We start from the raw sequence: 16,122 nt of genomic DNA, 5'->3' as shown, positions 1-16,122 counted from the left end.
GGCCACGTAGCGTTCCCTTGCACCCCCGCTCACCCCTCCCGGACCCGAGGAACCACATGACCATCGACGAGAGCGCCCCCACTCTGCGTCACCCCGGATTCGACGCGTCGTCCGCAGCGCGCTGGCACCGGACGCTGCCGGACCATCTGGCCGTCCTCCTCCGCAACGCGCATGCCGACGAGCAGGAGGCGCTCGGCCCGCACCTGCGCGCCGCCTATCTCCTCACTCGCCAGGTCATCAGCGCCCTGCTGCGCGCCGGGTACCCGGCCCGCCTCCTGGCGGCCGAGCACGGTGTGCGCAGCGAGACGATCCGGACACGCGCCCAAGCCGGATGGATGCACCTCGGCGACATCGCCGCGCTCGCCGGCATCGACGAGGACGAACTGGCCCGGCGCTGCGCGGCGGACGGCGCGGTGGTGGAGGACGGTCGCCTGCACAGCGACGATCTCACGCGCATCCTGTCCGCACCGGCCACCACGAGGGACGGCCAATGACGGGAAGAATTTTCGCGAACCGGCGTCATGATTCCGGATTCTCGCGATCTCTTAGGTGGTGCATGACCCGAACATGCGCCGCCGGCGGCGACCCGAAACGCTGCCGCGCAGATCGACGCCGATCGAACGGTGCCGAATCCGGGAGACCCGAACCCCGATCGACGCCGAGAGCGCCCGCGACCCGACGGGTGCTCTCGGCGTGCACACAGAAAGCCCCTGTCATGCCCGACCCGTTCACGCCGCCGATGAGCGGCGCCCTGCTCGCCCTGCTCGACGACCTCCGGCCCGGAGACTGGCTCGCCATCGCCTCCGCCAACGCCCCGCTGCTGGAGAGGACGCGGTCGCTGACCGTCGACGTCTCGCCGGAGGAGGCTGCTGCGGCCGTCTTCGCCATCCTCCCGATCAGCCGCGACACCCGCCGGCCGCTCGCCGGCTGGGCCGTCGAGGAGGACGATCCGCGGTTCGCCGACCTCGCCGTCGCCGTCCAGGGTCTCGCGACCGACGGCTCCGGCCGCCGCCTGGAGCTCCACCCGCTCCCCGACGACGTGCTGGTTGACAGCGCCGACGGCGTCTCGAGCAGCATCCGCGTGCCGTGGGATGGCGCCCCGTTCCTCTTCCTCGTCTGCGTCGGCGGAGCACGTCACGAACCGACCGACCTCCGGCGGCGGGCACTCGCCGGAGTCTGCTGACCGGCCCGCGCGAGCACAGCGTGCACGACGACGATCAGAGAGATTCCGTGTCCGGCCGTTCGGACACGGATCTCGTCGCGTTCGCGCGCGCGGGCGACGACGACGCGTTCGCGGAACTGTGGCGTCGCCATGCGTCCGCGGGGCGCACCGTCGCGCGCTCGTTCAGCACCGAGGACCCGGACGACGTGGTCGCCGAGGCGTACGTCCGCATCCTGAAAGCGGTGCGCGACGGCCGCGGGCCCTCCGCCGGCTTCCGCCCGTACCTCTTCACCACGATCCGCAATGTCGCCGCGGCCTGGGGCGGTGCCCGGCGTGACCTGCCGATCGAAGACGCCACCACGATCGAGGACCCGGAGACGACCGAGGCCGCCAGCATGGATGCACTGGACCGGTCGCTGACCGCCCGCGCCTTCCGCTCGCTGCCGCAGCGCTGGCAGGAGGTGCTCTGGTACAGCGAGGTGGAGGGGATGAGCCCCGCGACCGTCGCGCCCTTGCTCGGCCTGACCGCGAACGGCACGGCCGCGCTCGCCTACCGGGCGCGCGAAGGACTCCGCCAGGCGTGGATCCAGGCGCACATCGCGGCGAGCCCGGAAGGATCGGACTGCCGATGGGCCACCGAGCGTCTCGGCGCCTACAGCCGCGGCGGGCTCGGAAAGCGCGAGACCGCGCGCCTCGAACGCCACCTGGCCGAATGCGCCAAGTGCTCGATCGTCGCGGCGGAGGCACGCACCGTCGGCTCGCGGCTGACGCTCGTGCTGCTGCCTCTGCTCCTCGGCATCGGCGGGGCGGCGGCGTACGCGGCGAGCCTGCACCCCGGGGCGGCGGTTGCGGCGGGGTCCGGCGGGGCGGCCGGGGCGGCCGGGGGTTCGCCGGGGTCCGGCGGCGGCGGGGGTGCTGCGGCCGGGGGCGGTGGTCCTTCCGGCGGGACGGCTCCGGCGGGGCGCACGGCTCGCGGGGCGCGGAGCGGAACGCAGGGGACCGCCTTCGGCGTCGGCGCGACCATCGTCGGAGTGGCGGCGGCGGCCGGTGTCGTCGGCGCGGTCGTCCTCGGGCCGCAGCTCTTCGCATCCCCTCGACAGGATGTGACGGCCGGCCAGCCACAGAAGGCCCCGTCGGCGACGGCTCCGCGGGAGCCCGGTGCGTCGGCCGGTGGTGCGCCCGTGGAGCAGGCGCCTGTGACCTCGCCGGCGCCGGTCGTCCCGGACGCCCCCGAACCCGATCCGGCGCCGGATGGCACCTCGCGCCCGTCGACGCCGGCCGAGCCGCCGGTGCCGGCCGTGTCCGTTCCGGTCGTCGCGCCTCCCGCGGTTCCGCCCGTGACGCCGCCGGCTGTCCCTCCTGCGGCGCCGGTCATCGCCTCGACGTTCCCGTCCGGCCGGGCGACCGCCGCGACGACGCTGCCTCTCGCCGGGACCGGCGAGGCGGGAGCGACGATCGCGGTCACCGGATCGGCCGCCGACTCGAGCAGCCCGCGCGCCTCCTCCCCCGCGCCGGTTCTGGGACGCACGACGGTCGGATCGGACGGGAGCTGGGCCCTCGACGCCGACCTGAGCGCCCTCGCCGACGGCGCGTGGAACCTCTCCGTCACGCAGACGCGTGCGGGCCTCACCTCGGCGCCCGCGTCCGTGCGGATCGCGGTCGACCGCACCGCGCTGCCCCCGGTCATCATCGGCGCCGATACCGGGTCCGGTGCCCTCGCCGACCGCCTCGCACCCATCCTGACCGGGACGGCCGAGCCCGGCGCGACGGTCGTGGTGTCCGACCACGGCGTCGCCGTCGCGACCGTCACGGCCGACGCGAGCGGCGCATGGACATCGCCGGAGCTCATCGCGATCTCCCCCGACTACAGCCTGTCGGCCCGGCAGACGGACGTGCTGGGCAACGTCTCCGCCGAGTCCGTGCCGCTCGTGGGCGCTGCGATCGTCGCCTCCGTCACGGCTGCGGGGTCGCCCGGCACCGTGGCGATCACCGTGCACGGCATCCCCGGCACCACGGTTCAGGTGTGGGCCGACGGGGAGCCGTCGCCGTACACGCTCACGCTCGATGGCGCGGGGGATGCGTCGCAGCTGTACGGCTGGACCGCCGGCGATCACCGCATCGGCGTCGTGTACCTCGTCGGCGGCCGCCACGGCGTCCTCAGCGACGTGCCCGTCACCCTCCCCTGACCCGCCTCCGTCTCCCTTCCCGACCGCGACAGGAACGGAGGAGATCCGCGGCGCTCGCCAGAAGCGCGCGGGAAACGGAGGAGCTCCCGGTCCGTCTCCCTGCGATCCCCTCCGTTCCCCGCGGCGACGCGGCGCGGCGGCCACCGCAACCTCCCTTCCCGCCTGCGACAGGAACGGAGGAGATCCGAAGCCTCACGCCGGCAGCGCGCGGCGAACGGAGGAGCTCCCGAGCCGCCGCCCTGCAATCCCCTCCGTTTCCGGCGGGGACGCGGCGCGGCGACCCCCGCAACCTCCCTTCCCGCCGCGACAGGAAACGGAGGAGATCCGAACCGGCATGCCGCCAGAGTGCGAGAAACGGAGGAGTTCCCGGGCCGTCGTAACGGGGTCCCCTCCGTTCCCCGCGGGAAGGCGGCGCGGCGACCCCCGCAACCTCCCTTCCCGACCGCGACAGGAACGGAGGAGATCCGAAACGACACTCCGGCAGCGCGCGGGAAACGGAGGAATTCCCGCGTCGTTGTACCGGGATCCCCTCCGTTCCCCGCGGGAAGGCGGCGCGGCGGCCACCGTAACCTCCCTTCCCGACCGCGACAGGAAACGGAGGAGATCCGGAACGGCACGCCGGCGGAGTGCGAGAAACGGAGGAGGTCCCCGGGCGTAGTAACGGGATCCCCTCCGTTTCCGGCGGGGACGCGGCGCGGCGGCCCCCGCAACCTCCCTTCCCGGCCGCGACAGGGACGGAGGAGATCCGAAGCGGCACGCCGGCGGAGTGCGGGGAACGGAGGAGGTCCCGGGCCGTTGTGACGGGATCTCCTCCGTGTCGGCGGAGCGGGTGGCGGTGGGCCGGGCCGGGAAACCCGGCCCACCGCGAGCGCACGCGCGGCGCCGCGGGCCGGCGGGCCGAATACGCCGACGTCACGGGCCCCCTTGCGCGACCCCGCTTAAGAGATTGCCGACGGGCCGGATCATGACGCCGGTTCGGAAATAAAGTGCGGCGGGGAGGTTCCCGTCCTCCCCGCCGCGCGACGGAGAGGGCTTACCCAGCCTCTCCCTCGGCCGGTCGCTTGCCAGAACGGGTCTGGCTCATCGCTTCCGGATCCTCGGCCGACGGCGCAGCAGCAGCAGGGCGGCACCGGCGATGAGCGCGGCCAGGGCCGTCATCGCCCAGGCCAGCGACCCGAGCAGGTCGCTGCCGGTGCTCGCCAGCCCGTGGACGGGCGGGTCGATCACCGTCGCGCACGCTGTGGCGGTGTCGCCGCACCGCTCGTCGCCGGAGGACGGATCCCACGGGCCGGCCGGCGTCTCGACGCTGGCGCGGTTGGTGGTGTCCTGCGGTGCGATGAGCTTCGCGGCGACGGTGATGGTCGCCTTCGCGCCGACGGCGATGCCCGGGATCACCCAGTGCAGCTCGCCGTCCGTCACCGTCGTCGTGGCGGGCTGGGCCCCGACCACCTGGAGGCCGGCGGGGAGGTGGTCGGTCACGGCCACATCCTTGGCGTCGATCTGCCCGTCGTTGGTGACCGTGATCGTGTAGACGATCGTGTCGCCGACCGTGGCCGTCGACCGGTCCGCCGTCTTCGCGATGGTGAGGTGCCCCACATCGAAGCGGTTGGTCACGGTCACGGTCGCGGCGGCGCCCGCTGCGATCGTCACGGTGCCGTCTGCCGGGTCCATCGTGGTGGCGGTCGCCAGTCCGGCGTCCGTCTCCTCGACGGCGCAGGACGCGCCGGCGATCAGGCCGTCGATGCTGGCCGTGTAGCCGTTCGCCTTCGACAGGACCACCGTGCCGTCGCTGCCGAGGTCGATCGGCGTGACCACCCCGTCCACCTCGTAGGTGCAGGTGACCTGCATGGTGAAGGGGCCGGCACCGAAGGAGGCGACGCCGTCACCGATCCGCTTCTTGTCGATGACGAGGGAGCCGGTGTCGAACGTGTTCGTGATCGTCACCTCGGCCGGCGCTCCCGCCGGGACGGAGACGCCGGCGCTCGGCGCGATCGACACGCCGGTGGCACCGCCGGTCGCCGTCTCGGTCACGTCGCAGTGGGCGCGCTGGATCAGGCCGGTCACCGTCGCCGTGTAGCCGTTGGAATCGTCGAGGGTGACGACGCCCGCGTCCGGCAGCGGAATGGTGAGCGTCTGGCCGTCCTTCTGCCAGGTGCAGACGAGCTGGGCCGTGAACGGGCCGGCGCCGTAGCGCGCGACGCCGTCGCCGACGCGCTGCTTCACGATGGTGACGCTGCCCGCCGAGAACGTGTTCGTCACGCTCACGGTGACCGTCGGCACGGAGCCGTCGGCCGCTCCCGGGATGGTGACGGTCGGCGTGTCCACCGTGCTGCCCGTCGCACCGCCGTCCGAGGTCTCCACCACGGAGCACTCGGTGCCGGCCGGGTAGACGCCCGGCACGGTCAGGGTCTGACCGCCCACGATGGAGAGGTCTCCGTCGAACAGCGTCTGGTCTCCGGCGTACACGCAGGTCGCGTGGACCGTGAACGGTCCGTCACCGTATCCGGCCGCGGCGTCGCCGTCGACGATCTTGGTGATCGCGAGAGCACCGGCCGCGTAGTGGTTCGTGATGGCGGCGGTCGTCGCCTGGGGTCCGGTGCCGAGGACCACCGTCGCCTGCGCGCCGTCGGTCGCCTGCGCGCCGTCGACCGAGATGGCGACGTGGTTCGGCGCGGTGGCCGCGCCGTCCGCATCCGTCTCCGTCACGACACAGCTGGAGCGCGCGGGCAGACCGCTGATCGTGTGCGATCCGCCGTCCTGGAGGGTGAAGGCGGCATCTCCGGCAGCGAGCGGGATGCTCTGGCCGAGCGGAGCGGTGCAGACCACGCTCACACCGAACGGCCCGAAGGAGCCGGCCGTCGCAGCGGTGTCGACGTGCTTCGTCACCGTGAGGTCGGTCGTGCCGTACTCGTTGACGATCGAGACCTTCTGGGCATCCGGCACCGGTGCGCTGGAGTCCGCCGCGGCGATCGAGACCGACCCGGGCGTGACGGTCCGGCTCGCCTCGCCGTACGATCCGTCGGCTCCGTGCTCCGTGACCGCGCACTGGGCGCCGGTCGGGATGCCGTCGATCCGCGCGGTGTACTGGTTCGCCGCGCTCAGCGTCACCGCCGCGTTCGCCCCGAGGTCGACGGCGACGCCGTCGACCGTGCAGGACACGTCCGCCTGGAAGCTGGTCGGCGCGTACTGCGCCGCCGGCCCGGTGACGGTCTTGGTGATCTGCAGCGGGCCGCCCGTCAGGATGACGCCCGCCTTGATCGGCTCCTGCGGCCCGGCCGGCTGCGAGCCCGACGCGTAGGTCGGGTAGAAGCCGAACGAGTTCCAGGCACGGACAGCCGTGACGGGGGCGCTCACCGGAGCGCGGTGGTCGCCGGCCGTCGTGGTCGGGACGTTCGTGCTGGTGTACGTCACCTTCACCGCGGCGCCGGCCGCGAGCGTACCAGAGGCGGTGCCGCTGAAGTCGAAGACCATCTTCACGCCGGTCACCTGGGCCGCCTGGATGGTCGAGCCGATCCGGCTCGACGGCACCCACGCACCGGCCGGGCAGGAGGAGCCCGGGGTGATGTCGGCGGCACAGGGCTTCGCGTCCGTCGTCACGTACCAGGTCATCACGGCGCCGGCGGCGTCACCGGTCGGCTGGAACGTGAGGTCGCCGGTGAACTCCGGCGAGTACACGGAGCCGCGGGCTGACGAGTCGACCACACCGGTGTCGCCCGGGTACGGGAAGACGTCGACCGCGGTCAGCGTCTTCGCCGCGACGTTTCCGCCGTTCACCATCTCGAGCTTCCAGTCGTCCGTCGCGCCGATCGCGCTGACCGCTGCGCACGGGTAGCGGTAGTAGCCGTCCGCGTCGGCCGTGCAGGGCAGCGCCGGGTTGACGACGTTCTGCGCCAGCCCGGTGGAGGACCGCACGCCCTTGGATGCGGTGAACGAGCCCTGCGACAGCGTGGTCACGACGTTGCTGGTCGAGCACGTGTTGCCCGCGAACGTCACCGCCCGCCCGTTGCCCGGGTTGAGCGCGGTGCAGTCCGCGCTGGTCAGCTGGCGGTCGGTCGACACCCCGAAGGTGTTGACGGCCGTCTTGGCCGGAGCCAGTCCCGGCTTGATCTGCAGCCCGATGGTGATGCTGTAGGTCTCGCCCGGCGCGAGCTGCGAGCCGGCCGGCCAGGTGAACCGGATCGTTCCCGCCGTCGCGTCGTAGGTGCGCGTGATCGCCGCGCCGTCGACGGGCAGGGTGCCCCCGGTGGATGTGCTGAAGGTCGGCACGTTGGTCGGCACGTAAAGCAGCGATCCGTCCGCGGGGAGGGTGTCCGTCACGACAGGGTTGGCGAGGCTGCCCGTTCCGTTGTTCTTGAACCGCAGCGTCCAGTTCACCTCGCGTCCGGAGGCGGCCTGACCGGGGCTCGTCTTCTCCACCTGGAGCTTCGCGGTGCCCGGGTCGACGGTGAAGGCCGCGCTCGCGCTCGCCTGGGTGGCGTGCACGTCGTTGTAGGACGCGTCGGCGGTGACGGTGTCGGAGATGGTGCCCGCCGCCGTCTCGCCCGGCATGGGCTGAGCGACGACCGTCGAGGTCACCGGGCCGCTGCCGTCGCGCAGCGTGGAGCGGAGCGAGACGTTCAGCCGGACGTCGTCCTTGTCCTCCGAGGCGGAGAAGGCCGCGCCGTCGGCACGCGTGTAGGTGTAGCGCAGGCCGGTCACATCCGCGGCGGAGACGCCGGACGGGAGGGCCGCCGAGCCGATCGCCGTCGGCGTTCCGGACACCCATTGGGCGCTTGCGCCCTGGCCCGTGCGCGCATCCACCTGCACCCGGTCGGCGCCGGTCGGCGTGTTGGGCAGGGTGAACGACTTCAGGGTGAAGGCGTTCCAGAAACTGTCGTCCGCGTCCTCGATGACGAGGACCTTCGGCGACAGCGTCCCGGTCGACCGCGCCCGCAGGTTCACCTGGATGGGGTCTACCGGGTTGGCCTGCAGAGTGCTCGTCGGGGTGAAGGTCTTCCCGGTTGTGACCTGCAGGTTGCCGTTCTGGAGCGTCACCGTGACGCCCTGCTCGTCGGCGGCCTGCACAGCCGGGTAGACGTCGTCGTGGAGGGTGGCGTGCGCGTTGTTGACGATCGTGCTGGGCACCGGAGCGGTGCCACCCGTGCGAGTCGTCTTGCGCAGCTGCGCCGTGAGCGAGAGGCCGACCTTCTGCTGGGGGGCGATCGTGCCGCCCGTCCCATCCGCGCCCTGCGCGTTCGTGCCCCGCAGGAGCGCGCTCACCGCGACGACGTCGCTGAGGTCCGCCGGTGTCATGGCCGCGGCCTGCGCGAGCGTGACCGTCTGGGTGGTGGTGGTCCCGTCTCCAGCCAGGTGGAGCAGCGAGACGCTGGAGGCGCTCGTCTGGACCCCCGGCGCCTGGGTCAGGTCGACGACGATCTTCGTCAGATTCAGCTGCTCGAACGGGTTCGACGCGGCGTCGTAGGGCGCGAACACGCACGGGTCGGACGTTGCGGCGTTCACACACTCCGTCGGGTCGGAGAGGCGCAGCTGCCAGGTCTTGCTCGTCGACGTGTTGGTGGCCGTCGTCGCGTACGTCGTGCTCGGGTACGCCGAGGCCGGGACATCGGGCTGCGGGATGACGAGCGTCTGCGGGGAGGCGGTCTTCGTCACCTTCGTGGTGAACGTCGGGTCGATGATCGTGACATGGTCGTTCGCGTCGCGGCTGACCGGGTCGCCGTCGAACGGCTGGGCGCCGACGCGCACCGTGTTGTCCACGGCCCCCGGCGATCCGCCGAGGTTGTAGGTGCGGGTGCCGGTCACCCAGTCGGTGGCCGTCCCGCCCCGGAGGGTGTTGCGCACGGCGAGGTCGAGGTGCATCGTCCGGCCGTTCGGCTGGGCGCTCGCGCTCACGGCGGCGACCCCGCTCCCGACGGCAGGCGCGGTCGGGTCGCCGGTCGACTGGATGCGCGCGGCGCGGTTCGGGCTCTCGATCACGGTCAGCCGCACGCCCTGGGTGCTGGCGCGCTGCGCGGCGGTGAGCGTGTAGCCGGGGAAGACGCCGTCACAGGCGTTGGCGCTCGTGCAGGCGGAGGATGTGATGTCGTTCCACTGCGTCCCGTCGAAGAGCTCGACCTTGGAGACCTTGTCCCAGCGGATCTGCGGGTCGAGGGTCGCGCCCGCGGTGGAGGTGGGCGTGATCGCGTCGATGCGGACCAGGTCGAACGCCTGGAAGACGCTGCCGGCGATCGGGCTCGGCACGGCCGGGTCCTGGATGGTCATCGACTGCATCCCGCTGACCTGGCTGCCCCAGCCGAGCGTCACGCCGGTGGTGGCGCCGGACTGCGCCTGGACGACCTTGGTGCCGTCCCAGCTCTTGGCCGCGAGCAGCGGGCCGGGGCCGCCCTGCGTGGCCTGGACGCCGACGGTGGCGCAGTCGGCGACGGGCTGGCTGGTGATGCCGGATCCGGCGACCGTTCCGGACGCCTGGCTGAGGGCGCAGTTCTGGTACGGGGTGACGGTCGGGTAGGCGCCCGGGTTGGTCGGGCCGCTGTTGTCGCGGAGCTGGCCGCGGGCGGTGAAGGTGATCGCCGGCTTGACGTTGGTCGCCTGGCCGAAGCCGTCGGCGTCCTGGAAGGTGAAGCGCAGGCCGCGGAGGTCGGAGTGCGTCGTCCCGTTCGGCAGCACGCTGTCGAGGGTGGCCGAGTAGGTCTTGGATGCGGCCGTCGCGTCGACGACGGTGAGCGTCTTCCAGGTGGTGCCGTCGGTGGTGTACTCGATGGTCAGCTTCGAGCCGAACGGCACCCCGGTCGGAGCGATCGCGGTGGCGTCGAAGGCGTTCCAGTACGGCGCGCTCGCGGTGTCCTGCGGCTCGCTGATCACGATGGTGTCCGGCCGGACGGAGCTGGTGCCGGTCGGCGTCTGCGCCGACAGCTGGACCAGGCTCGTCCCGCCCGGGATGACCGTGCTGGGCGTGATGGTCTTGTCGAGGGTGAGCTTGACCTCGGGGAAGTACACGTCGAGGGTGGCGTTCGCGGTGTCGGTCGCGGTCCCCGCCGGGTTGGCGCCCTCGACCGTCGCGGTGTTCGGGTAGCTGACGAAGCCGGAGCCGGCCGGGCCCGCATCCGTCGTCGTGTTCACGGTGAAGGGGATGCTCGCCGTCGCTCCGGGGGCGATCGACCCGGTGTAGACGATCTGGAAGCCCGTCAGGTACTGGCCGCCCGCAAGCGTGGGGGCATCCGGAAGACCGGAGGCCTGGTCGACGGTCGAGTCGGCAGGTGCAGCGCCCGAGTTGACGAGCCAGTGGACGGTGGCGCCGGTCGCGCCCTGCGGCCATGCGGCGGCGGCGGTGAAGCCGCCGAAGGTCACCTTGTTCGTGAAGAACGTTCCGGAGCCGGGCTCGGTCACCGTCAGGCTGGTGAGCGGTCCGGTCGAGGTGTTCTTCGCGGTGACGGTCGCGACGGAGGAGTGGCCCGCGGGGATCTGCGGGTCGACGAACGACTTGTCGGCGGAGACCGAGACGGTGAGCGGTGCGACGACCTGCTGGGCGGACGCGACCGGCGCCTGCCCGTCGCCGCTCGGCGTGCTGACGGTCGCGCCGACCTGGTTGGTGCGGGTTCCGCCGGTCACCAGGCTCGCGCCTCCGGTGCGGGCCGTCGCGCGCTGCGTCAGGGTCAGAGCGACCGATCCGGCGGCGCCGCCGGCCTCGATGCTGTCGCCCGTGCTCGACGAGAAGACGAAACGCAGACCGGTGACGTCGCCCGGCTGCACGCCGGCCGGGAGCTGCGGAGTGGCGCCGACGGGTCCGTCGACACTGCCGCCCGCGGTGAGGGCGACGACCTGGACCTGGTCCGCGCCCGCGGGGAAGGTCACGGCGCCGAAGCCCGCGAGGTCGTAGTACTGGAACGTGCTTCCGGCGGCCGACGGATCGGCAGGCTCGGCCACCGTCAGGCTGGTGGCCGCGATGTTGGACGTGTTCTTCACGGTCAGAGCGACCTGCGAGGTCTCGCCGGGGTTGTACTGGGTCGAGCCCGGGGTCCAGGTCTTCGAGACGGAGGCGGTGATCACGTCGGGGACGCGCACCGTGACCGGCACCGAGCCGCTCACGGTCGCCGCGTTGGTCGCGGTGAAGGTGGCGGTGTTGGTCAGCTGGGTGCCGTCGAGCGACTTGTCGACGTTCTGCGGCATGGTGACCTGGATCTGCACCGACCCGGTCGTCCCCGCGGCGAGGCCCGTGCTCGCCGGGACGGTGTTGGGGACGCTGTCGGCGAAGGCCACGGTGACCGTGTTGCCGTTGACCGTCGTGGTGGCGCTGCCCGCACCGACCACCGTCGGCTTTCCGACGATCTGCAGCGGAGCGGGGACGGGGTCGCTCAGGACGGCGTTCACACATCCGGTCGTCGTCGACGAGCAGCCGTAGTTGAGCGTATAGAGGAAGCTCTGGCCGGGGGTGACCTCGGCGACATTCGCCGTCTTGGCGAGGTTGAGCACGCCAGAGCCCAGGTCGTCGGCGTTGGCCGCGGGAGCTCCGACGGCCACCGCCCCGATCAGGGCGAGCACGATGCCCGCGGCCACGCTGGCCGGGGCGCGAAGCGTACGGCGGCGGGCGTGGGCGCCGCGGGCAGGCAGGAACAACGAACGGAATCGGGTAAGCAAGACGTGGTCCTTCGGGCAGAACAGTCGGGAAGATCGCGGAGGTGCGGGAACACGCAGCGCGTCGGGTACTGCCCGGAGTCTTTCGGAATCGCGGGGGGAGATGAGCGTTTTTCACCCCGGGTTCACCCTGCTGGAGGGCCGTCTTCCCCTGTACTGGGGGCAGAAGGAGGAGTCAGAGCAGGATGAGAGCCGCAGCCGTGCCCGCCCACAGCGCGACGACGAACACGGTGTCGCGCACGCGCCACTGCGGCGGGGTGCGCTCGGTGCGACGCGGATGTGCTCCGAACGCGCGGGACTCCATGGTGAGCGCGACGCGGTCGGCGTGCCGGATGCTGGACGCCAGCAGGGGCACCACCATCGCGCCGGCACGACGCGCGGCGGCGACCGGTCCGCGTCCCGGCGCGACGCCGCGCACCCGCATCGCCCGCCGGAGGGAGGCCAGCTCGGCCGCGAAGCGCGGCACGAACCGGTAGGCGGCCACGGCGGTGTAGGCGAAGCGGTACGGGACGCGCAGCTGCGCGGTCAGGGCGCGGGCCAGATCCGGGCCGGTCGTGGTGAGTCCGCCGACGAGCGCGAGCGTCACGACGGCGGCGAGCCGCAACGCGGTCGTCAGCCCGATGAGCAGGGCCCCGACCGTGAACCGGTACGAGCCGACCGCGACCAGCACCGTCGGGTCCGCGATCCTGTCCGGGGCCGCCCACACGCCGAAGCCGATCGCCATCACGAGGACGCCGGCCGGCATCCCGACCAGGAGCGCCACGACGGTTCCGGCGCGGAGGCGCGCGCCGACCAGCAGCAGGACGACCGCCCCGATCAGCAGCACGAGCGGCACGGCCGCGTCCCGGGTGACGAGGAGCCCGATCCATGCCGGGACGACGGCCGCTATCGGGGCCAGCGGGTTGAGGCGCGAGAGGAAGCCGGGGGGCCGCTCCGCCAGGCGGAGGGCGGTGGACGCGGCGGTCATCGCGGGCCCGGGAGGTCGGCGAGGCGGGTGACCCCGCGCAGCGGCTCGGGCACAGCGGGGTCGGCGAGGGCGCGTGCCAGGGCGGGCTGGCGGAGTCCATGCGCTTCGAGCAGCGCGGGGTCGCCGAGGATGCGGGTGGTCTCGCGCACGACCGGCACCCGGCCGCCCTCGACGATCGCCACGTGCGACGCGTACTCGCCGATCAGTCCCAGGTCGTGCGTCACGGCGATCACCGTCGTTCCGCCGCGGTTCAGCTCGGCGAGCAGCCCGAGCAATTCGGTCGCGCTGGCGCGATCCTGGCCGAAAGTGGGCTCGTCGAGCACGAGCACCGGCGCGCCCTCGATGAGCGCCGTCCCCACCGAGAGCCGCCGCTTCTGGCCGCCGGAGAGCAGGAAGGGATGCGCCGAGCGGTGCCCGGTGAGCCCCAGCGTCGCGAGCATCGCATCCACGCGTTCTGCGATCTCGGCCGGGGGCCGCCGACGCTGCCGCAGTCCGAAGGCCAGCTCGTCCTCGACGCTGTGGGTGACGAACTGGTGCTCGGGATTCTGGAAGACGAACCCGACGGTCTCGCGCAGGGCGCGGACGGAGGCGCGGGCCGGGTCGAGCCCGAGGACGTCGATGGTCGAGCGCGGGGCGCGGGCGACCCCGGCGAGCGCTTGCACGAGCGTCGTCTTCCCCGCGCCGTTGGGGCCGACGATCGCGAGGAAGTCGCCGCGCCCGACGCGCAGCGAGACGTCCTCCAGCACCGCCCGTCCCCCGCGCCGGACCGTGAGCCCCGAGACCTCGACCGCCCACCGTCGAGTCCGCGAACTTTGCACGCCTGGGGCCTCGCGAGCGTGCAAAGTTTGCGGACTCGACGGTGGGGGGATCTCGGCGTGGGAGAGGGCGCGCGTGAGTTCGGCGGGGGTGAGCGGGAGCGGATCGAGGGGGACGCCCGCCGCGCGCAGGCGCAACGCCGCGGTCGTCGGGGTGGGCAGCCAGACGCCGAGCGCATCCAGCTCGTCCGCGCGCTCGCGCAGCACGTCGCGCGCCGGGCCGGAGGCGAACGGGCGGCCCGACCCGTCCAGTACCAGGACGGTGTCGGCGATGGTCAGAGCACGATCGAGGTCGTGCTCGATCAGCACGACGGAGTGCGTCGAACCGGGTCCGGTGAGCCGTCCGAGCACCCGGTAGACCTCCTCCGCACCGGCGGGATCGAGGTTGGATGTCGGCTCGTCGAGCACGAGCAACGGCGCGTCGAGCGCCAGCGCGCAGGCGATCGCGAGCCGTTGCCGCCCACCGCCGGAGAGCGTGTCGGGGTCGTCGTCGCGCCGCTCCCACAGCCCGACGGCCCGCAGCGCGGACTCGGCCCTGGCCTCGACCTCGCCGACCGGGACGAGCCGGTTCTCCGGCCCGAAGCACACCTCATCCAGCACGGTGCGCGCGACGAGCTGGGCGTCCGGGTCCTGGAACACCATCCCGGTGTGCTCGCTGAGCTCGGCCACTGTCGCATCCCGCGTCAGCACGCCGCCCACCCTCACCGACCCCTCCACCTCGGCGGGGACGGCGTGCGGCACGAGCCCGTTCAGCGTCAGCGCGAACGTCGACTTGCCGCATCCACTCGGGCCCAGCACGAGGAGGACTTCGCCCGGCGCGACGGTCACGTCGATGCCGTCGGGCGTCCACGCCGAGGCGCCGTCGTGCCGGACCCGGACCTGGCTCGCCTCGGCCGCGGGCACGGTCGGGGACGCGGAGAGGGCGGTCTCGGCAGCGGTGGTCTCGGCGGCGGTCTCGGCGGGCGCGGATGCCGACGGAACGGCGTCCACGGACCTCCGATCGCCCACGGACCCTCTCCTCTCGCCGACCCGCCCCACGCTACGGCACGCGCCGCGACGGCGCGAAGGCCCGCGCGGGAGGACGTCCGCGCCTCACGCGACCGCGTCCCCTCCGTTCCGCGCCGGTGGCCGGCATGTCGGCACGGATCGCCTCCCTCTCCGCAGGCCGTCGGAAACGGAGGAGTCTGTGGGGCGCGCCGCGTCCTGGCGTGAAACGGAAGCGGACCGGGCAGATCACCGCCGCAGATCCTCCGTTTCGCGCACGGCGCACGGGAGCACGGGAGGGGATGCGGCTCAGCCCCGCGCCTCCTGCACGTCGCGGGTCTTGAGGGTCCAGTAGGTCGTGACGGGATGCGTCCCGAGCACGATCTTGCCGCGCGAGTGCAGGTTCTGCAGGTCGTCGTAGGCGTACTTGATGTCGGAGAGCGGATAGAAGCCGGAGATCAGCAGGGTGAACGCGCGTTCGTCGGCGAGCTGCGCGAGCCTCCCCAGCTGCGCGGTGCCGTGCGCCACCGTCTCGGGGTCGTCCTGGAGCAGCCGCAGCTCGGTGTCGCGGCGGTCCTCGCTCGACCGGTACCTCGACGGCGGGACGCCGAGCGCCTCCGCCAGGGCCCGGCCGTCCTGCCCGAAGTTGTCGATCAGCGCGGTGACCCCCGTTGGCGCTTCGGCGCGGATGCGCTCCTCGATCGCGTCGCCATAGCGCACCGGCCGGATGCCCAGCTGCCGCAGGTAGTCGAAGTTGCGGTCCCCGCACGTTCCGATGACCCGGGCGCCCCGATGCTTGGCCAGCTGCGCCTCGATGCTGCCGACGCCGCCCGCCGCCGCGGAGATGACGACCGTGTCGTCCGGGCCGATGCGGAGGTCGTCGAGCGTGTCGAGAGCGGTCACTCCCGCGAGGTACAGGCCGCCGGCCACCTCCCACGGCACGTGCGGCGGCTTCGGGACGAGGGCCGCGACGGGCACGACGATGTACTCGGCGTGCGCCCCGACACGGACGTGCCCGATCACCTCCGCGCCCTTCCGGAACCGGCCGGCGGCGTCGCCGGTGACGACGATGCCGGCGAAGTCGCTGCCCGAGCGCCGGGGGAACGGCTCATCCGCCCAGGCCGTCTCCCGGCCGGTGCGGATGAAGCCGTCGATGTGGTTGATCCCGGTGGCGATCACCTCGACGAGCACCTCGTCCGGGCCAGGCGTCGCCAACGGCCGTGTGCGTTTCTGGAGGACGTCGACATCCCCGTTGCCGTCGTACTCGAAGACCATGGTCTCCCCGGGCGTCTTCGCCATGGGATGCTCCTCCCGCCGCCGATCGCTTGATCGTGACGTCAGGATATACCTAGCTTGGCTAGAAACTCTACTGTCTACCGT

7 protein-coding genes are annotated in these 16,122 nt (G+C 72.8%); 3 read left to right on the top strand and 4 right to left on the bottom strand.

Going from position 1 to position 16,122, the window contains the following annotated elements:
- Positions 1–56: 56 nt before the first annotated feature.
- The 3 genes from BLW09_RS00885 (at position 57) to BLW09_RS00875 (ending at position 3,348) form a co-directional block, all read left to right on the top strand.
- Complete coding sequence (locus BLW09_RS00885; protein WP_089907281.1) at positions 57–494, top strand: hypothetical protein; 438 nt, start codon at positions 57–59, stop codon at positions 492–494.
- A gap of 221 nt (positions 495–715) precedes the next feature.
- Positions 716–1,183: a hypothetical protein gene (locus BLW09_RS00880; protein WP_089907279.1), complete on the top strand. Its 468-nt coding sequence runs from the start codon at positions 716–718 to the stop codon at positions 1,181–1,183.
- A 47-nt stretch (positions 1,184–1,230) separates the two neighbouring features.
- Entirely contained in the window at positions 1,231–3,348 is a 2,118-nt protein-coding gene (locus BLW09_RS00875; protein ID WP_172824155.1) for a sigma-70 family RNA polymerase sigma factor, read from the top strand.
- Positions 3,349–4,428: 1,080 nt separating this feature from the next.
- Here the strand turns inward: BLW09_RS00875 and BLW09_RS00870 are convergent.
- The 4 genes from BLW09_RS00870 to BLW09_RS00855 form a co-directional block, all read right to left on the bottom strand.
- The gene (locus tag BLW09_RS00870; protein WP_231946971.1) at positions 4,429–11,979 is read right to left on the bottom strand and encodes a DUF5979 domain-containing protein; all 7,551 of its coding nucleotides are present in this window, start codon (positions 11,977–11,979) and stop codon (positions 4,429–4,431) included.
- A gap of 172 nt (positions 11,980–12,151) precedes the next feature.
- Positions 12,152–12,943: an energy-coupling factor transporter transmembrane component T gene (locus tag BLW09_RS00865; RefSeq protein ID WP_089907273.1), complete on the bottom strand. Its 792-nt coding sequence runs from the start codon at positions 12,941–12,943 to the stop codon at positions 12,152–12,154.
- Positions 12,940–14,766: an ABC transporter ATP-binding protein gene (locus BLW09_RS00860; protein ID WP_231946969.1), complete on the bottom strand. Its 1,827-nt coding sequence runs from the start codon at positions 14,764–14,766 to the stop codon at positions 12,940–12,942. Before BLW09_RS00860 ends, BLW09_RS00865 begins: the two co-directional genes overlap by 4 nt.
- Positions 14,767–15,051: 285 nt before the next feature.
- On the bottom strand, positions 15,052–16,041 hold the full coding sequence (locus BLW09_RS00855; RefSeq protein WP_089907269.1) for an NADP-dependent oxidoreductase: 990 nt from the start codon (positions 16,039–16,041) through the stop codon (positions 15,052–15,054).
- Positions 16,042–16,122 lie beyond the last annotated feature (81 nt).

It is taken from the genome of Leifsonia sp. 21MFCrub1.1, assembly GCF_900107895.1.
Taxonomy (GTDB): Bacteria; Actinomycetota; Actinomycetes; order Actinomycetales; family Microbacteriaceae; genus Leifsonia; species Leifsonia soli.
Note: the sequence above shows the minus strand (reverse complement) of the source record. Positions and strands in the feature narration are given on the sequence as shown.

Excerpts from the sequence above, each read along its gene's own strand:
- BLW09_RS00885 (WP_089907281.1), top strand. The coding sequence starts at position 57 with ATGACCATCGACGAGAGCGCCCCCACTCTGCGTCACCCCGGATTCGAC.
- BLW09_RS00880 (WP_089907279.1), top strand. The coding sequence starts at position 716 with ATGCCCGACCCGTTCACGCCGCCGATGAGCGGCGCCCTGCTCGCCCTG.
- BLW09_RS00865 (WP_089907273.1), bottom strand. The coding sequence starts at position 12,943 with ATGACCGCCGCGTCCACCGCCCTCCGCCTGGCGGAGCGGCCCCCCGGC.
- BLW09_RS00855 (WP_089907269.1), bottom strand. The coding sequence starts at position 16,041 with ATGGCGAAGACGCCCGGGGAGACCATGGTCTTCGAGTACGACGGCAAC.